This window comes from Haladaptatus halobius (assembly GCF_020618475.1).
Lineage (GTDB): Archaea > Halobacteriota > Halobacteria > Halobacteriales > Haladaptataceae > Haladaptatus > Haladaptatus halobius.
On record NZ_CP085339.1, the window covers coordinates 479269 to 497315 of the forward strand.

Annotated in this window: 19 protein-coding genes and 2 pseudogenes; 12 read left to right on the forward strand and 9 right to left on the reverse strand. The window is 52.3% G+C overall.

Features of this window, described 5'->3' with window-relative positions:
• The 3 genes from LIW51_RS32780 to LIW51_RS32790 all read right to left on the reverse strand — a co-directional run bounded on the left by LIW51_RS32780 (window position 1) and on the right by LIW51_RS32790 (window position 2715).
• Window positions 1-894 carry a glycerophosphodiester phosphodiesterase family protein gene (locus LIW51_RS32780; RefSeq protein WP_227379676.1) on the reverse strand — a complete coding sequence of 298 codons (894 nt, stop codon included), beginning with the start codon at window positions 892-894 and terminating at the stop codon, window positions 1-3.
• A 350-nt stretch (window positions 895-1244) separates the two neighbouring features.
• A complete protein-coding gene (locus tag LIW51_RS32785) occupies window positions 1245-2171 on the reverse strand; it encodes a ketopantoate reductase family protein (RefSeq protein WP_227379677.1) in 927 nt (308 codons plus the stop codon).
• 268 nt (window positions 2172-2439) lie between these two features.
• On the reverse strand, window positions 2440-2715 hold the full coding sequence (locus LIW51_RS32790) for an SWIM zinc finger family protein (protein ID WP_227379678.1): 276 nt from the start codon (window positions 2713-2715) through the stop codon (window positions 2440-2442).
• Window positions 2716-2747: 32 nt separating this feature from the next.
• On the opposite strand from LIW51_RS32790, the gene LIW51_RS32795 reads away from it, so the two are divergent.
• Window positions 2748-2927, forward strand: a complete 180-nt coding sequence (locus tag LIW51_RS32795; RefSeq protein ID WP_227379679.1) for a DUF4177 domain-containing protein — start codon at window positions 2748-2750, stop codon at window positions 2925-2927.
• A 447-nt stretch (window positions 2928-3374) separates the two neighbouring features.
• Here the strand turns inward: LIW51_RS32795 and LIW51_RS32800 are convergent, their stop codons facing one another.
• The gene (locus LIW51_RS32800; RefSeq protein WP_227379680.1) at window positions 3375-3692 is read right to left on the reverse strand and encodes a hypothetical protein; all 318 of its coding nucleotides are present in this window, start codon (window positions 3690-3692) and stop codon (window positions 3375-3377) included.
• Between the two features lie 157 nt (window positions 3693-3849).
• On the opposite strand from LIW51_RS32800, the gene LIW51_RS32805 reads away from it, so the two are divergent.
• Both LIW51_RS32805 and LIW51_RS32810 read left to right on the forward strand, forming a co-directional pair.
• The gene (locus LIW51_RS32805) at window positions 3850-4380 is read left to right on the forward strand and encodes a winged helix-turn-helix transcriptional regulator (protein WP_227379681.1); all 531 of its coding nucleotides are present in this window, start codon (window positions 3850-3852) and stop codon (window positions 4378-4380) included.
• Window positions 4381-5184: 804 nt separating this feature from the next.
• Window positions 5185-5385 carry a hypothetical protein gene (locus tag LIW51_RS32810; RefSeq protein WP_227379682.1) on the forward strand — a complete coding sequence of 67 codons (201 nt, stop codon included), beginning with the start codon at window positions 5185-5187 and terminating at the stop codon, window positions 5383-5385.
• A gap of 1077 nt (window positions 5386-6462) precedes the next feature.
• Here LIW51_RS32810 and LIW51_RS32815 read toward each other — a convergent pair.
• Both LIW51_RS32815 and LIW51_RS32820 read right to left on the reverse strand, forming a co-directional pair.
• The gene (locus LIW51_RS32815) at window positions 6463-6663 is read right to left on the reverse strand and encodes a hypothetical protein (RefSeq protein ID WP_227379683.1); all 201 of its coding nucleotides are present in this window, start codon (window positions 6661-6663) and stop codon (window positions 6463-6465) included.
• Window positions 6664-7297: 634 nt separating this feature from the next.
• On the reverse strand, window positions 7298-7936 hold the full coding sequence (locus LIW51_RS32820) for a TetR/AcrR family transcriptional regulator (protein WP_227379684.1): 639 nt from the start codon (window positions 7934-7936) through the stop codon (window positions 7298-7300).
• A gap of 95 nt (window positions 7937-8031) precedes the next feature.
• On the opposite strand from LIW51_RS32820, the gene LIW51_RS32825 reads away from it, so the two are divergent.
• Genes LIW51_RS32825 through LIW51_RS32840 form a run of 4 tightly spaced genes read left to right on the forward strand, consistent with a single transcriptional unit; the run spans window position 8032 to window position 10430 of the window.
• Window positions 8032-8949 (forward strand): ABC transporter ATP-binding protein, encoded by a 918-nt coding sequence (locus tag LIW51_RS32825; RefSeq protein ID WP_227379685.1) that lies wholly within the window; start codon window positions 8032-8034, stop codon window positions 8947-8949.
• Window positions 8942-9727 (forward strand): DUF2705 family protein, encoded by a 786-nt coding sequence (locus tag LIW51_RS32830; RefSeq protein ID WP_227379686.1) that lies wholly within the window; start codon window positions 8942-8944, stop codon window positions 9725-9727. Before LIW51_RS32825 ends, LIW51_RS32830 begins: the two co-directional genes overlap by 8 nt.
• 59 nt (window positions 9728-9786) lie before the next feature.
• Entirely contained in the window at window positions 9787-10179 is a 393-nt protein-coding gene (locus LIW51_RS32835) for a hypothetical protein (RefSeq protein ID WP_227379687.1), read from the forward strand.
• The gene (locus tag LIW51_RS32840) at window positions 10176-10430 is read left to right on the forward strand and encodes a hypothetical protein (protein ID WP_227379688.1); all 255 of its coding nucleotides are present in this window, start codon (window positions 10176-10178) and stop codon (window positions 10428-10430) included. Before LIW51_RS32835 ends, LIW51_RS32840 begins: the two co-directional genes overlap by 4 nt.
• Before the next feature lie 193 nt (window positions 10431-10623).
• Here the strand turns inward: LIW51_RS32840 and LIW51_RS32845 are convergent.
• Window positions 10624-10971, reverse strand: a pseudogene (locus LIW51_RS32845) (SprT-like domain-containing protein); the annotation flags it as partial.
• 219 nt (window positions 10972-11190) lie between these two features.
• Here LIW51_RS32845 and LIW51_RS32850 point away from each other — a divergent pair.
• The 4 genes from LIW51_RS32850 to LIW51_RS32865 all read left to right on the forward strand — a co-directional run bounded on the left by LIW51_RS32850 (window position 11191) and on the right by LIW51_RS32865 (window position 14584).
• Complete coding sequence (locus tag LIW51_RS32850) at window positions 11191-11868, forward strand: helix-turn-helix domain-containing protein (protein WP_227379689.1); 678 nt, start codon at window positions 11191-11193, stop codon at window positions 11866-11868.
• Window positions 11869-11981: 113 nt separating this feature from the next.
• The gene (locus LIW51_RS32855) at window positions 11982-12380 is read left to right on the forward strand and encodes a DUF7344 domain-containing protein (protein WP_227379690.1); all 399 of its coding nucleotides are present in this window, start codon (window positions 11982-11984) and stop codon (window positions 12378-12380) included.
• Window positions 12377-13081, forward strand: a complete 705-nt coding sequence (locus tag LIW51_RS32860) for a helix-turn-helix domain-containing protein (protein ID WP_227379691.1) — start codon at window positions 12377-12379, stop codon at window positions 13079-13081. Before LIW51_RS32855 ends, LIW51_RS32860 begins: the two co-directional genes overlap by 4 nt.
• Window positions 13082-13618: 537 nt before the next feature.
• Window positions 13619-14584 carry an LLM class flavin-dependent oxidoreductase gene (locus tag LIW51_RS32865; RefSeq protein WP_227379692.1) on the forward strand — a complete coding sequence of 322 codons (966 nt, stop codon included), beginning with the start codon at window positions 13619-13621 and terminating at the stop codon, window positions 14582-14584.
• Between the two features lie 247 nt (window positions 14585-14831).
• Here LIW51_RS32865 and LIW51_RS32870 read toward each other — a convergent pair whose 3' ends face one another.
• The gene (locus tag LIW51_RS32870; protein WP_227379693.1) at window positions 14832-15806 is read right to left on the reverse strand and encodes a universal stress protein; all 975 of its coding nucleotides are present in this window, start codon (window positions 15804-15806) and stop codon (window positions 14832-14834) included.
• A 121-nt stretch (window positions 15807-15927) separates the two neighbouring features.
• Between LIW51_RS32870 and LIW51_RS32875 the strand changes: the two are divergent.
• A pseudogene (locus tag LIW51_RS32875) lies at window positions 15928-16149 on the forward strand (hypothetical protein); the annotation flags it as partial.
• A 64-nt stretch (window positions 16150-16213) separates the two neighbouring features.
• Here the strand turns inward: LIW51_RS32875 and LIW51_RS32880 are convergent.
• On the reverse strand, window positions 16214-17740 hold the full coding sequence (locus LIW51_RS32880) for a 2-isopropylmalate synthase (RefSeq protein WP_227379694.1): 1527 nt from the start codon (window positions 17738-17740) through the stop codon (window positions 16214-16216).
• Between the last annotated feature and the right edge of the window lie 307 nt (window positions 17741-18047).

The window sequence follows — 18047 nt, forward strand, 5'->3', positions numbered from 1 at the left end:
CTATCGTGTATGGGATGATCTGACGACCTTCCCTGTGAGCGATTTCGACCAGATCGATGTCGGCCCAATCACTACCATCGAGATAGTATTCATCCCGGAAAAACGGTGTTCCCTTGATCTGTTGTAGGGGGGCTGGACGTATTCACAGTCGAGGTCTCTAGAGACTTGTAGTCCATCTTCGATCGAATCCCAAAGCAGGTAGGCGATAGGGATGCTCGAATCTTCCTCGCGGACTGTTGCCAGCGCTGCTTTCGAAAATGGTTGAACGATAAAGTCGTGTGGATACTCGGAGAGAATGTCCAGAGCCTGTTTGGTGAATGATCTCCAGGTCTCTTTTTGTTCCTCGAAATCGTCGGGCATCTGGAGTCGCCCAGCAGCTTTCCATTCGATGTTGAGTGGAATGTCATCGGGGGTCGCTTCCACCACTTCTTCGAGTCGCGGAATCGTCTCGCCACTTTCGAGAACCTCAGCGTTAAATACGACATTAGAATCCGTTTCCCAAACATACTGGTTGGGAGCATCCGTGGTGCCACGCTCGCCACCGTCCCGACTGGCGAGTTTGTCGTCATGGAAGACAGCTAGATCGAATTCCTCCCCTTTCCACGGTTGGCCGCCAGCCGGCACGATGTCGCACTCAATCATATCACATCTTCGATTGGCAGCGTTATCGCCCTTACCACCACTTACTGCCTTCTTTACGGCAGCCACAGTGTTCTCGGGGGAGACATCTTGAAACCCTCTGTGGGCAGCCAATATAGGTGAATTGCTGTTAGACAAATTATAATTGCTGGCATCCGTTTCCGCCGTATCGTCATTTTCCTCCGCGATTGCGGTTCCTCCGATGAGCGACCCGAGTGCTGCAACTGTAGTTCCCTTAAGAAAAGTTCGACGCATACTCCGTGGAATCTAGTACATCACGCTATAAACAATTGGTTCATATTATAAGTAATTTAGTAATGATACTATTGACGATTACGTCTCTCTATTGATAGTTCCCGACTGTTGCTGGGCCGCTTCGAGACTTCCCAATCGAGAGATTCATTCGGGAAGTTAGGAAAGTGCTCTACCCCGAAGTCAGCCGCGTATCGTTGTCTTGGCTAAGTAAGACAGTCAGTGGCTCGGGGGTATCATCAGTCGCTGTATTGGTACACACCGTTAGCGTTCGCCGGTCGGTGAGATCCACGATCGTCAGTTGGCGTGCTATGGATAAAAACGGAAGCAGAGGGTTAGTCCGGCAGTTCCTCTCAACTGTTCTGATTCAGATAACTCTGTTCAAGACTCCGAACAAGTTCAGTGACGGTGCGATTTATCGGGACGTCAACATCAGCTTCGGTGGCAAGATCAACAATGGCACCATTGAGCTCGTCGATTTCGGTTTTTCGTTCGTATTCGATGTCTTGGAGCATACTGATTTTGTGTGACGGATACGTGCCAACCATCTCTTGGAAAGACGTTAACACATCATCTGTCCGTAAATCGATATTGTGAGCTTCGGCAACAGCTCGCGCTTCAGCGATGAGTTGGTGCATAATCCATTCAAGACCATCATCGTTCATTAGGTTGTCCACCATTAGTCGCGTGAGTGCGGCCAGCGGAAGCGTAGCGAGCCCAAGTAACTGTTTATCCCAGATGGGATGTCTTGGATCCTCCGCAACGGTTGTCTCAAACCCAGCTTGTTCAAACACCATTCGAACTCGTTCGGCGAACGCATGGTCTTGCCCTCCGAAGATCGTCTCACCCTGTGATGTGTGCTGAATTTCGCCGGGGGAATCAGTAATTGCTGCCTGGTACGTAACGCCCCCCAAGGCCCGTTCAGCGCCAACAAGATCAATCAGATACTCGTAGTTTCGTAAGCCGTTTTGAAGAGATAACACGTAAGTTTCTGGTCCAATACACGCAGCATGGTCACGTACCGCAGTTTTCGTGTGATGAGCCTTCACTAGGACCAGCACGAGATCGACGGGGCCAATGTCGCCGGCAGTCGTTGTTGCAGGGACATCGACCTCGAGTGTGTTAGAGTGGTAGTCGCTCTGGATTCGAACCCCGTGTTCCAATAACTGTTTGACGTATTCCGGACGGTGGTGAAGCAACCAGACATCGTGTTCGTTGGCAGCAAGTCTTGCCCCGAACAGACAACCGAGCGATCCAGCACCAATGACTGCGATACGCATATCTCTTGAGTTGATTCGAGCAGTCTTAAACGCCTGTAATGCGGCAGGAGCGATAATACAGATCAAAATTCGTCTCTCGATCTATCGACCGGCGGGAACAGGCCATCTATAGAGAAACTCCATGAGAACTGTACTGCTCGGAGTTGCGCACCGTTTTCGAGCAGCGATACCAGGGAATCCGACCCAGTCTTCACAGACGAGCCACCACTTAGCTTCGGTGAAGCGGTGGTTAGTTCGGCAATTCCTTCCGTCCCGTTTGCACGCACGGCTAGCACGGGAAGCCGTTGAGGCCATCGCAGTCGCACCCTGCTGGTTCGGCATCGTCTTCGTCCTCTGAGGGGAAGGCATCGAGCGTGCCGTCGTCAGTCGCGTTCTCGACGGCGGCCATGTGTTTGCAGTAGCCGGTGCGGTGGACGTGGTGCGGGCAGGTGCAGGCCATTAACTCGTCGGTCACGTCGTCGATGGAGACCACGTATTGGTGGGCTGCAGGATTTTCGTGGCTCTCATAGAGTCCAAAGTCAGTGACCGAAAAAGATACGTTCAAGATAATTGCTCACCTTTCGATGGCAGGCTACTATGAGTACCTGCTATGAATACAAGGTAATTAAAATGTCTACCAAATGGCTTGGATTGGCAACGGATCGACGAGCGACAGAACACCATCTCAATCGCCTCGCACAGGATGGCTGGGAACTCGATCAAGCATCGATCAATTGGGGTGGGAGCACCGATTTGATTCTGCGCCGATCCCGGTAAGAAGCTAGCTGAGGCCGGTCAGTACGCAGACTATTTGCGGCTAGGGTAGTTCACTGATCTGTTAGTGTTTTGTTCTCCTCGTCGGAGAGGGCCCCCAGAGATATTCAATCGATCACAAACCGAATCGAGAATAAGATATTCTTTCCATTATCCAAATTTTCACTGACATTCGACAAATTTTTGTCGGTGCGACACAGCAATTAGCCAAATGCCCTCATCCGGAACGACTGGGGGAAAAATGAAGTGTATAGTGGTGCTATGCACTCTTCTCACCGGCTCACTGGCTACCGCTCAAATACCGCAATCAGCACAGTCGAGTGATACCCAGATTGAATACCAATCGTGCAAATCAGTTGCAGTGAACGGCGAGCGGTATTTTAGAGTCGTCTTACAATTTCGTTCGGGTTCCCAGTCGTTTTATGGCCCGTATAGCGGTCACAACGTCTTTCACGGGGAGGGACAATACGCAGGGGAAGATATCGTCAGTGTGAGTGTCAACACATTTGGCTCGACCATTACCAAAGATAATCCTCTGCCGTGTAACTCTGGTTCAACGACTAGTACCACGATACCACCAACTAGCACAACAACAACATTAACGACTAGCACGACCACACCACCGACCATCACAACGACCACGACATTCACGACGACTTCTCCATCAACTACTTCGCAGAGTTCAACGACGCAGAACACTGAATCGCGTGAATCGTCCACGTCATCTATTACATCGATTTCAACGAGTGAGGGAGGAGAAACCACCACACAGCCGGTTCAATCTCCAGTAGATTCTTCGACGTCCCGACCGACGACAGAGGAAAATAATAGTACAGGAAACGTCCTGCAGTCTCAGGGCGACGCAGGAACATCCCAAAACAGGTCGAGGAGTTTTCCATCGATTCTACTCACTTTGTTTGCTGTTGTGGGTCTCCTTGGTCTGGTTGGTGCCATTGTAGGCTGGAAGTATCGCGATAGAATTTTCTTGGGTAGCCCGACTGCAATCGAAATAGACGAGCAATTTGATAGTTTAACAGAGAGGGATATCTTTGATTTCGTCACACGAAACCCAGGAACGAACATAGCATCCATCGCAGAGAATTTGGAGGTTAGTCAATCGACGGTGCAGAATCATCTTCGTAATCTCACCGCAGATGGGTATCTCGATACGCAATCATTACAGGGATCGAATCGATACTTCGTGGCGGGGGAAGATGGTCAATACGATCGCTCAGTCGCCGCTGCGTTCGCAAACGAGGAGTTGCGTGAACTCATCAGTACACTTCATCAACACGGCCCACTGTCTGGATCGAAATTGAGTGGGATCACCGAGAAAGACCAATTGACAATTTTGCGTCAATTAGACGAGCTTGAAGAGAGGGGTATCATTAACCGAGTTCGTGATGGGGATCAGACTAAAAATGAACTCACCATCAACTTGCCAGCAAAAAATTAATTATTAACCTCCATCAGTCAGATCATCAACTCGCCGATCACATGGTCGATGGAGACTATGTACTGGTGGTCAGCAGGCTTCTCGTGGCTCTCAGTGGTGACGTCGATGCGTCCGGGCTTGGATGTCGAAGGAGAACTGTTCGGCCTGTGCGCGTTTGTGTGCCGTCTCGTCAGCTTCAAGTTGCGTAGGCGATTTCGTTGACATGGTCTTCTGGACCTCATTCAGGAAGACCGATGTCGGGTGTACCAGCACCCGGCGCATTTTCACACGCCCGAGGGCACCGTTCTTCCTACCAAGTACTTGGCTGAAGCGGCTTTTGCACTGACACCCGTGCAGGAGGAGAACGAAATTTAGAGTGCTCCTCAACGTTAGTATTGTATACCAATACTACCACAAGCGTCGTATCAAGAAGTGCGACTGAGGGATGGTGAGGAGAAATTTGCTTGATGAGGAGAAATGAGAGGTAGTACTCTCAAACAAAGAAGTCGGTTAGAGTGAGACCTGTTTGGGCTCCGATTTGGGGACGTCATTCAGCCTCCTCCTAGCTAGCGCGCATAGAGCAATTCGCTCTCACCGTCATCATAATCACTCTCGGCCCGCCGATGATGAGATCTATCTCTCGGGTGCTGCCACCACCCACAATCGACTCCGGATAGCGCCCGTCATATTCGAATTCATAGCTCTGTTGAACCCTCAACAGATGATACGAATCGCGTACTGACTACAGTCTCTATCATTGAATACCTGTAGAAAGAGCCAGAAAGTTCCACAAAGATTAGATACGTGTTGTGAATGTGTTATCACATGTCCTCCAATAGCGAACTGATCAGCTGGACGAATCCAGAGTATGTCGCAGCGGTTGTGAGCATTCTTTCTCTGGGCGCATTAGTGTTCTACAGTTCGCTCACTCAGTCAGGCCCAACTGTTGATGAGATCATTTTAGTTGGTCTCGTCACCACGCTTCCTGCTACTATCGCCTACGAACTTGCTCGTAGCTTTCAGTGACCGATACGCGCTCTGTATCTCGCAGAGCCTCACCGAACCCCCGAGCAGCTGTCAGTAGGAGTTGCGAAATTCAGAGGGTGTATTCAACGGAGAATATTTGATATAGAGAGTTTATGGAAAATTATGGGATTACCCTCCTCAACATTTGGTCGAGTTATTCTACTACTGATTGTAATACTGGTTATTCTTCCTATTGCAGGGGTCACGACGTATATCACCTTACCTCTAGCAATTGTGCTGGCAATTGCGCTTGCCGTCAGGAGTGAAAGCCGATCGTCCGACTACGAGTCGGTAGATGGAGGAAAGCAGGACAACCGATGAAACAATCGCTCAACACCACAGGAGAATGCCGATGAAAATTGCGACGAGAATTACGAATAAGACTGCAAAAATCGCTAACAGTCGATAGTGTGGCTCTGGGTGGTGATCCACGCTCTTCATCGTTCGTGATGCTGAAATACAAGAACTGGAACGCTAAATACTTTCAGAGCTTTCGAACACTCTTAAACTGGCGAAAACGCGGTAGAGAGGAAAAGAACGAACGAGAGTAGAAAGAGCTTGGATGGCTACGTCGGACAGTATACAGGTTTTGAACGGACTTGGCGAAGCGAGAGATTCACAAGAAGCCCGAGGTGCGTTGCGGGATCTGGATTTGGCCCAAACTTGTGAAACGAAAGGTCAGATGGCTTTGTAGAAAACCAAGCGAGAAAATCTCGTGCCTTCTCACTGTTTCACTGGAATCGATTTCTAGCTACTTGCGAAAAACACATTGTTCTTCTCCGTAAGGGAGGTTCTCAGATAGTAGCTGTTTCAAACCATGGGTATTATTTATAGGTGGCTCCGAGGTCGGGTGTGACTCCCTTTGAATCGTCTTTCGACGAGGATCAAGAATTAGCAAGCAGTGGGTACCGAATTACCGTCGATGAGGGCCGCGAATCGTTTTTTGCAATTTGTATCGAAGAACCCGATAGTGAGACTGCGTGGATTATGTCGGACACCGTCCGATCACTGGAAGAGATGCAGTAGGTCATCAGTCCAAATATGATGAGCTCAGCGAACAAGTATCGACAGTCTCATCTAACTGTCTCCCCCGATCCATTCGACGACATCGATATTCCGACCGCCGAGATCAATCTCGTCCACTTTCTTGTGTTCGCCATCCCCGACAGGGTTCTCAAACTCGCCGAAATAATAGCCACCGCTGTACTGGCCATCATCGGTGACAGTGATTTCGAAGACGGTGCCACAAACCACACATGGTCGTTCAATCGTCTTCATGGGTATTGTGCTCGTCTAGTGCCTACTGTGAGTGATACGGTTGTGTGGTGTCATCGCCATTTTCTGGGGTGGTAGCGGGTTCAGGTTCAGTCGTCGGTTCAGGGGCCTTAGTAGACGTTTCCTCACTGTCCTCAGTGGGCTTATCCTCTTCAGCCGCTGTCGTGGTGGTCGACTATGGCCCATGAGTCGTCGTTGTTTGCTGGGATTCGTCTGCCGTGGTAGTTGATTCTTCTTCCTCTTTTGTCCGCCATGAACCGTCATCAGCTGTAGTAGACGTTGATTCAGTACTCGTCCTCACAGTGGAATCAGCAGTAGTTGTGGTTAGTGTTGAGTCTTGTGTTGTAGTGGTTCGTGTCTCTGTTTGTGACCAGCTCCAATCCGTACCAATGAGCCGCATGTACCGTTTCGTTTGCTGAATTCCTGCCTGCAATGAGCGACCGGCTCGTTTCGCCTCAACGTTCAATTGCGAACGACAGAAAACATGCACGAGTTCAATTCGCAGCATTATATCCTGAATCGAACGCTGCTTTTGTCGTGTTCTATCGACTAGGGGTAGTCGAGACCGATAATATGGATCCCCAACAATGAACCGCGCACCGGCGAGGTGAAGGTTTAACGTGCCAATTTTAGTCCGTCAATCCTCTACTATGAGGCCTCTTGCAAACGTTGATATCATTTCCTCCCGGATATGAGAATATATCCCGTCTTGGATCACCTCTAGATCAGCCGTGTATTCCTCGTACTCATCCTTATGGAGGACTAAGAAACCGAGAGATGATCCCATGAGCGCCAGTACCGTTATCGGCTCCATCTCCGAGATCGGCCCCTCACTCTGCGCTTGGATCTCTTCGATTGGTGGAACAAATGCTTCCATCTCCTTCCGCTCTATCTCGGCAAGTCGATCAGATGAGATATCGCCGAGAACGTCTCGATAGTCTTGTCTGAGAAATACCTCTTGGACGAATTCATTTTCCTCTCCAAACTCAGTGTAACAGCGAAAGAACTGCTCAAGGCATTCTTGAGGCTCCTCGATTCCCTTCAGTTCTGACTGCAATTGCTCCATAAACTCGTCTAATTCGCGCTTGAAGATCTCCACGTAGATGTCTGATTTCGCGTCGAAAAATTGGTAGAACGTGGGTTTAGCAATGCCAACCGGATCAGTGATATCCTTCACGGTCGTTTTCGCCGGCCCATACGTCACCAACAGCTCTCGACCAGTTTGGATGAGTTCCTCGTGTATCCGGTCTCGCTCATCATCGCTGAATTTTCGCATATCCTCACTGGGTTTTGAGAACCTATAACCGAATCGGTTTTCAGTTATTACTCTAAAACCAAAACGAATATTTGGTCATGGCGGCCATGTGGGGTATGGCCACAATTGAAGTGTCCGACTTGACAAAAGACTACGGGAGTGTCCTCGGCGTAGACTCGCTCTCATTCACCGTCGAGGACGGAGAGATTTTCGGCTTCCTCGGCCCAAACGGTGCCGGCAAGACAACCACAATTCGAACGCTTCTCGGGTTACTCGAACCGACGTCTGGAACAGCAACCGTCCTCGGAGCAGACGTCCACGACGAAGATGCGCTCATCGACGCCAAGCAGCGAATCGGGTATTTGCCGGCGCATCTCGGATTCAACGAGGAAGTGATGGGTACTGAAGTCCTCGACTACCACGCGTCGATCAAAGGTGACTCCCGCCGGGACGAACTCCTTGATATATTCACACCCCCGGTCAAGCGTCCTATCCGGGAGTATTCGACCGGAAACAAGCGCATGCTCGGAATCGTCCAAGCGTTCATGCACGATCCCGAACTCGTGATCATGGACGAACCGACGTCCGGTCTGGATCCGCTCATGCAGGAGGAATTCAACGAGTTCGTCAGAAACGAGCGCAAGCGCGGGAAGACGCTGTTCTTCTCGTCACACGTGTTGAGCGAGGTTCGACGCGTCTGTGACCGAGTTGGAATCCTTCGTGACGGGAAACTCGTCGGACTAGAGGACATCGAGACGTTACTGGGACGGGGTGGCAAGCGGGTGCAACTCCAGACGACGGACGAGGCCAGAGCAGATCTCACATCGCTTGACGGCGTTATTGATGTGGAAACGTTCGCTGAGGGAATCCAGTTCATCTATACTGGTGAGTACAACACGCTCCTCCGCGAGCTCGCAACCCACGACGTTCGTGAAATCGAAATTAGCGAGCCACCGCTCGAAGACGTCTTCATGCACTACTACGGGGCAGATGGGGCGGCCGAACCCAGTCAGGAGGTGCATTCGGATGCTTGAAACTACCCAGTACGAGATGAGCCGTCGGCTCCGCGGAACAGCGATTCTGACGGTTGGTGTCAGTCTCTACGTGGCTTTTATCGTCTGGTATTTCTCTCTCTTGGACCCTTCAGCATTCGAGCAGGTGGCCCAGTCGTTGCCGCCTGCGATGCTGGATGCATTCGGTATCCAGGAACTCGGATCGATTGAGGGATTCCTCGGTGGGCAGATCTACACGTTCGTATGGTTGCTCGGGCTCGGGATCTACTTCGCATACGCTGCCGCGGGACTGGTTGCGAGTGATATCGAAAGTGATCGGATGGATCTGTTGCTCTCGTTCCCCGTTTCTCGAAGCCAGCTACTCATCGAGAAGTTTGCATCGTTGCTCCTCCCTCTGATCACACTGAACGTGGTTGTGGGCGGCGCCGCCTACGGCCTTGTGTTGGCGATTGGCGAGACGATTGATCCGATGTATCTTGCGTTGGCTCACCTCCTCTCGATCCCGTATCTCCTCGTCTGTGCAGCGATTGGCATGGTTCTCTCGGTGCTCGTGGATCGAACGTCAGTTGCAGAACGAGCCGCTATCGGAGTGGTGTTCGTGCTCTGGCTCGTCGAGTCAGCCGTCGGCGCGGCAGAGGACTTCGCGTGGATTCAAAATATTAGCCCAACTCACTACTACTCTCCTACCCCGGTTCTTATCGACGGCACGTATGAATTGATGGATACTGGAATTCTGCTTGCTGGATTTCTGGTCTTGCTCGTTGCGAGTCAAGTGCTGTTCCAGCGTCGAGATATCTAATATATCGATTGCTTCCGCCCAGTAGTAAATCGGTGACGCACGCTGGTTTCGGCGTACAGATGATTCTCAGTGCCGTCGCGTTGCTCGTGTTCGAAAACGGGACCGTGCTGTTCCCAGCCGCATTTTTCGCCATCGGAGGCTGGTTCATCCTCAACGCCGCGCAGACGATTCGTCACGAAGGGGCGACCATCTCCGAGGCGAACCTGGACGGCCACGACGTGTACCGTGACTACGTGGTCAGACGTGTCTTCGATACTCTCGACGGTCGTCCGCAAACCCGCCGCAAACTCGGCGAGTCGCTTGAGGCGGAGGATGCAGTTGTCGATGCGGCCATCGACCAACTGCAGGATAACGACGCGATCGAACAAGTCGGCAGCGAGTTCCGAATCTACGGGATAGACCGTCGATGTTCCCCACCCGCGTCGGTGAACTCCCTCAATCGTCATGTTTGATTATCAGCGGTCAGGACCATCCGTTTGCTGGGCACCAGTATATTGCACTTGGAATTACGACGAAGGAGTATCCCGAAGGTCACTCACTGGCGAACGCATTCGAGGCGGGCACACTGAATCGAGAGTCATTTGTCTCTTCGTGGGCCGTCGTTTCGCTCATGGACATCGATATTGACCGTGCAGTTGCTCGACTTACGATGGAGTTTGTGGACACCGCGGTCGAAACGATGACAGAGTACGTTTTCGAGTAATATTCTCGTCTGTCCTCTAGTGAGTGTCACTCGTCGTCAGAATGAGCACAGTCTGTTAGTATGTGCTACTAACGAAAGCACGCTCTCAATCCGAAGCAAAAGTGATAGCAAGAACTTAAGCAGAAATCTGCAGTCCGCGAAAATCTTCCTCGTATCTAATCCTTGTCGTGAGAACTACTTAAACGAGAGTCGTTCAGTGACCACCGACCTCCTCGACTCGAATCGGCCCACCACACTTGCTACAGCTGTACTGTTCGGGGTTGCGCACTGTCTTTGAGCGTCGATAGCGGGCAATCCGGCCGCCACAGTCCTCGCAGACGAGCCACCACTTCGGCGCAGTGAATCGCTCACAGTGTTGCGAGGTGTCCAGACTGTCAGTCCATCGAGCGAACGTTGCTCCGTGATCTGCTTCACCGAACTCGCGGTACTGCCACGCGTGGATGAGTTCGTGTCGGACGGTCGTACTGAATTGCTCCTTACCGTGATGTTCGTAGGCCTTCCATGTCAGCGCAATCGTGATTTCCTCTGTTGTAGGGTCGTATTTGGTGACACCCGTCGCTGGACACGCTTCGAGACCGCCTAATCAATTGGGGCGCTGAAAAGTGGTCAGCGCCAGCTGTGACAAGTAAAGAGGAGATTTTTCTCGGCACTGTCCAACTACACGGGGTAAAGTGAGAATAACCCAGGCTATAGTGGCTGACACTCTGGGATCGATAGATTTTGCCCATGCGCTTATCCCTTCCCAATCCATGCATTCACTATGAGTGTCATTGCTGAATTCACAGTCCCGGCCAGTGCTCTTGCACTTTCAGGGACGCTCGAACAAACACCAGAGATGATCGTCGAGATCGAGCGTGTTGTTGCTCACGACACGGATCGAGTGATGCCGTATTTCTGGGTTCGAAATGGTGACTACACCAAGTTCGAGGCCGCTGTGAGAGATGATCCCTCCGCCCAGAGTATTACGAAGCTTGATGAATACGAGGATGGCATCCTTTACCGGGCCGAGTGGACGCAGAATATCGAAAGTATTGTCTATGCGTATCTTGAAGTCGGGGCGACAATCCTTGAAGCGACTGGCCGCTCGGATAAATGGGAGCTTCGAATGCGGTTTGATACTGAACAACTCGTTACTGATTTCCAAGACTACTGCCAGCAGAATAATATTCCGTTTGAATTACACCGGCTGTACCATCCCTCTGAACCGAGAGGTGGGGGTCAGTATGGACTATCCCCAAAACAGCGGAACGCACTCGTCACAGCATTAGATCGCGGCTATTTCGATATCCCACGAACAGTGTCGATGGTTGTAGTCGCAGATGAGATGGGAATCTCCCAACAGTCGTGTTCGAAGCTGTTACGCCGTGCTCATCGCAACCTGATTGCGCACGTTTTGACTGTGAGCCATCCGGATGATGACATCATAACGGACAATTAATATCCCACTCAGCCGGGGAAAACATTTAACAGTGGTTGTACCGTATCGGATAATATAAAGGCGGCGTATATACGCACCTCAAATTCTTCGCCTTGTATGAACTTTTTACCACCATGTCCGATGACTCAGAGAACTCAACCGGGAGACAGGTAGGTGGTGAGCAACGAAAAAGACAAACATCGAAAAAAGCATCGGAGACGGCGGAATTATCGGCTGATGAATCGTGTACTGTTTTTGTTGAACCCCGCCGTCGATACGTGCTCTATTGCCTCAAAACATCCAAACGACCGATTCCACTGGCTGATTTAGCAGATGAGCTTGTCAGATGGGAAATTGACATGGCACCAACAGCGGTACAAGATGAGCGTGAGCGAATCTACGTCTCGCTGTATCACTGTCATCTGCCGAAGTTGGCCGATGCAAACCTCATTTCTTTTGATATGAACCGGAAACTTGTTACACTCCATAAGGATACTAAGACTACAAATCAAGGGACGCTCTTCGACAAATGACTGGCACAATCGTTGATGTAACCGTCCCGACCAAGCAGTTTGCACTCCAACACACCCTCAGTGAATTCGAGACAGTGACATTTGAGGTGAAGCAGATGGTCGCCACTACTCAGGACAGCTTGATGCCGTTCATGCGGATCGAAACAACCGATTGCGCCAGGCTTGAATCGGCATTTGCCACTGACGACAGTGTTGCTGACTTCGAGCGAATCGCCGATTTCGATACCGACTGTCTGTATCAACTTGAATGGGTTGAACGCATTGACAAGCGGATTCGGGTTCTCATTGATCAAAAAGCAACTATCCTGACTGCAACGGGAAAAGGAGATACATGGCACCTTCGGCTGTTATTTGCCGATCACAACGCAATCAGCCGAACAAATACGTCTTGCAAGGAGCATGGCATCGACTTCGACGTCAAGAATATTCATGAACTCAGCGGACAACAATGCAAACGATTCGGCCTCACGGATTCCCAACAAACGGCGCTTCGACTTGCCGCCGCCCGTGGCTATTACTCGATTCCTCGCGATGTCACGGCAGAAGACCTAGCCGCAGAACTTGGTATTACTCATCAAGCCCTCTCTGAGCGACTGCGGCGCGGCCATGGAAGTCTAGTAAATCATGTGCTCAGTAATGGGGGTGGGACACTAGAACTCACGGAACTAGGACAGACTGAGCGCGAAAGGGAAACGAGTTAGAAGATGAAAGTGAAGAGAAATACATTGCTGTACGTATTAGCGATATTACAGACTAATTCCCACGGATTCAGGATTGAAGCAATTCATGTTTGGTATTGCACTGTTACCCACTTTCTCAAACGATTAAAGCTCGTGAAAAAGATCCTGGTTTATTTACTTTCAGCGGGTACTCGTCAGTATGGAGAACGCGAAAGTTCTCAGATGCGTTGACTGCTCATGGAGCGCCAGCGCAACGACTTATTCTCGTCACAAGGTCGATAAGCTTGCAATCGAGCATTACTGTACGACCCTCCATTCGATTACGAGTAATCAGAACGCCGAGTACCAGTTGTGAACCGTGAGTAGATAGAACTAATCACCGAACCAGCGGGATACGTGCTTCAACATCCCAGTCAATCGCTTCGCTCGACAGAGCCAGTGTCTCGGGGGTGATCATCGATTGCTACATGGATGCTTTCCGTGAGCGTTCGCTGTGGCCAACTCCGTTGCCGGTTCGGTTCCGCACTTCTTTATGAACGCTACGACCGAAGTGAGGCCATGGACATCGGCACGACGCTACCGACAGGGTGTACCGATGGGTATCAGGTTTCGCCGGATGCGCTTCGCAGGTGGGCGAGGGACGCCGAAGATGCGGGCTTCGCGGGGCTCTGGGTACTCGATCACATCGTCAAACCAGATACGTATGTCACGAGCGTGCTTAACCCGTTGGTCACACTGTCACACGCAGCCGGTATCACGGATACGATTCCGCTCGGGACATCGATACTCCTCCTCCCACTTCGGGGAGCGGCTAATACCGCCGACGCCGCACTTTCACTCCGCTATCTTGCCGATAGAGAAATCACGCTCGGTCTTGGTGTGGGGTACGTTCCGGAGGAGTTCGAAGTGACTGGGATTCCATTTAAACAACGAGGACCACGTCTTTCGGAAGGTATCGACGTCCTGCAGACGTTATTCTCGGAAGAAGGCTCCTATCACAGTCGATTCCACGATTTCGAAAACATCACGATCGATCCCACGGTGGAGGAGCCACCACGCCTACTCGCAGGCGGCTCCTCTCTCTTCACGGACGGGACCATGCCCGAACCGATGCTGAATCGTATCGTCACTGTGCGTGGCTGGATTGCGCCACCGATACCGCCGGAGCAAGCAGCAAATGACGGGGCAGCTATCGACTCATACGCTGAGCAGGTCGGCGTCGATTCAACGGACATCGACCGGGTCGCGCTCACCTATTGCTACGTGGTCGATACAGACGACCGGCAGGAAGCCTACCACCATCAGAGGAACGCCTTTGCGGAGTTCTTCAGCGCACAGCGTGGGTTCGAGCACGCTCGTGAGTGCTGTTTGACGGGGTCGGTGTCTGATATCCACCGACAACTACACGACTACGAAGATGCCGGGTTCGACCAACTCATCGTGGGTTCACCGGCTCACACGCGCGAAAACTTAGCCGAGCAGATGGATCTCCTGACAGATACCGTCCTCAATCAGTGGGATTAATCGATGGGGACGAGCGGAGCCACGATTGCACTTCGCACATCATTAACCAGGTACCCACGAGAGAAGCCAGAAGATAAGCGGTTAGTGTGACTACCTGCGACATCGTCGTGAGATTACCGAATCGCTCGGCACGCGATCCGACGACCACGGGCCGGTCAAAACGCAGGTGTACGCGCTAGCGGTAGCGACTGCGAATAATGACCGCTGTACTCCGGCACCGCGTCGATCCAGCACGTGGAGATGGCGCCTACAATGGAGCTTCCACGTCACCGGCGACCAAGCGATAGTAGATGGACGTCCTTCCAGTATGTCGCTTCGCCATCAATACCGTGGACTCCGAATTGCGATGGATCGTCTCGGAATTCGAGCCGAATACGTACCGTTCCAGCAGACCTTTCGTTGGCGCACCGAGAACTGTTACGTCATAGGCGTTTGATCGTTCGATAATCGTCTCTGGAACGTTCTCGGCTTCGAGGAGATTCAGTTGTACAGATTCAGTATCATCGAGAATCCGTGAAGCGGCATCAAGCACCTTAGACGCAACTGTTTGGTCTTCGTCCGACGAGTTCGGCGGGAGAACGTGAATAACGTCTATCGATGCGCCAGACTCCCGAGCGAGGACGCGGGCGGTCTCGACAGCGAGTCCCGAATGCGGGCCAGTACTTACTGCGAGCAGGATTCGCTGGGCTCGGATTGGTGACTGCGTTCCGCGATGCACGAACACGTCACAGGGTGCGCGTACGACGATCCTCTCGTGTAGGCTTCGCTGAAGAATCCGCAGTCGCGGTGACAACTGACTTTCCACCCCCAACAGCAAAGCGTCACACCCATGCTTTGTAAGTTGATCGCGAACTGCTTTTGTTTCCCGGTGGGAGAGACAAAAGATCGAGCGAACTGGGACAGTCGCCCGTTCGGACGTTAGCTGTCGCCAAGAATCGAGTATTTCTTCTTTCCTCTGGATTGACTGGGCCTCTCGTGCCAGCGAGAGCGGTGTCTGATCGGGTATCGTAACAACCGATAGGAGGAGGATCTCACCGTCGTTTTCCTTCGCGGTTGCCTCTGCAATTTCGATGCGTTGTTCGATTTCCGAACTTCCATCGTCGGCTGGCTCGCCCTCATTGGGAAGAAAGACAGCGAGTCGGTAGCGGGTAGACGAAATCGTAGGTTTCGAAGCTGAGTCCCTATGACGGGATACGTTTCCTCTACTGCCATCCGCTGACATATTGAATACTGAATCTACCTAAATTTGGAAAGCGTTTCTGACCACTTTCTCGAAAGAGGAATGGTGAAGGCGTCTCGCAGCGATGAGTCACCGAAACGATCGAGTATCACTTCAGAGCCCTTTGGCACATGGCTCCGAAGCAGTTTACTGGACAAGCTTTCGATCATGGTTTGTTGAACGAGAGATTCAATTGGCTCACCGCGCTATCACTCGGTATTCCTCGAAGTTCTTGAAACGAAGCTATACGCTCTTTCAAAATATCGTCCCGCTTTGTTTGGAAGTCATGAGGAACACGACGTACCGCACGCTCCTCGACGAATGTTTCGCCAGAGGGAGGGTCCGAGTAATAGGATTTCAACAGCATCGAATTTTCCTCTGATCTCACGGGCTTCCGCCTATTCAAATCATCAATCGACTGTAGCAGGCTTCAGAACGTTGTCGAGGAGTCGATCAAAGGCGTCGATCATTGCCGTGACACTGGCACGAGTGATATCAGCATCGCTTGCGTCTACCGTCACTGCATGATCGTTATGGGATACTTCGACTTCGACGGTGACGAGCGCGTCCGTTCCACCAGTGATCGCGTCGACGTGGTACGAGTCGAGCGTCGCATCGATGGCAAGTGCTTTCCGGGTGGCGGTGACGGCAGCGTCAACGGGGCCACTTCCGACGCCGCTGGCGACGTGCTCCTCGCCATCAACCGTCAGTCGAACGCTCGCGGTTGGTGTCGCACCGCCACTCGTCGCGGTCAGATCCAGCAGTTCGACATGCCGGTCGCGTTCACGGCCCTGTACTCCGTCGGCGATTGCGAGCAGATCGGTATCGGTGATGCGTCTCCCTCGTTCGCCGATCGACTTCACTTGCTCGACGATCGCGCTCAGCTCATCTTCGGTCACGTTCACACCGTGTTCGTCGAGTGCCGCACGGACACCGGCCCGCCCGACGTGTTTTCCGAGCACGAGTCGGCGCTCACGGCCGACAGCATTCGGAGGATACGGCTCGTACATCGCCTCATCTTTGAGCGTCCCGTCGGTGTGGATGCCCGACTCGTGTGCGAAGGCGTTCTCGCCGACGACGGCTTTGTTCGGCGCGAGCGGAACATCGGTCGCTGTCGCGACCGTCTGTGCGAGGTCGTGTAGTCGTTTGGTCTCGACCGTCTCGACGTCGTACCCATGGTCGAGTGCGACGGCGACTTCCTCCAGTGCGACGTTACCAGCGCGCTCGCCGATTCCGTTGACGGTCGCGTGGACGAGATCCGCTCCGGCTCCGATACTCACGAGCGCATTCGCCAGAGCCAGCCCGAGATCGTCATGAGTATGGGTGCTCGTCGGACCGAGCGGAGCAAGTTGGGAAACGGCGGCCGCTGTGTGTTCCGGGGTCGCGTGTCCGACCGTATCGCAGTAGCAGATGCGGTCAGCACCGGCGTCGATGGCTCCGCTCATTAGTCGTTCGAGGAAATCGAGGTCGGCGCGTGAACCATCTTCACCGAGAACTTCCAGCCAAAGACCGTGATCCTTGGCGTATTCGGTGAGATTGACTGTCGTTTCGATCACTTCGTCGCGTGTCGTTCCGACTTTCCCCTCGATGTGGCGATCGCTTGCCGGAACCACGAGATTCACTCCGTCGACCCCGCAGTCGAGTGCGAGTTCGATATCGTTCTTGACCCCGCGGGCGAAACTCGTTACCATCGCGTCGAGATCGAGGTCAGTTACCCTCGAAATCGTCTCTCTTTCGCCGACCCCCGTACAAGCACTGCCGGCCTCGATGATAGCGACGCCGGTGGCATCGAGCTTCCGCGCGATCTCAGCTTTGTCGGTGGGCGTCAGCGAGATTCCTGGCGCTTGTTCGCCATCACGGAGTGTGGTGTCGAGGAACTGTACGTCAGAATCAGAAAGTGTGTTTGGTTCGGGGAGCTCCCCGAATAAATCGACCACTGGTCATGATATCCACTCTGGTAGAGTAACCAGACGTATATAATACGTACGAGACTGGCATATATTGCACTTCGAGGAGTGGGAACGCTGTCTTCGGTGTCGGTACAGCCGGTGCCCAACGCGAAGATGGTAGCAAGGACTAATATCGATAGTTACGCAGTGAGGTGTAAGAGTCATGCGTCGAGGAGGGATAATTTGCGGGAAAATCCGGGTAATGACGACGTTCTTCGGGAGATTCGTGAGTCAGAGTTTCCAGCGGTGACCGCTCGGTGGGTGGCAGATACCGTCGGGATAGAGCAACGGCCAG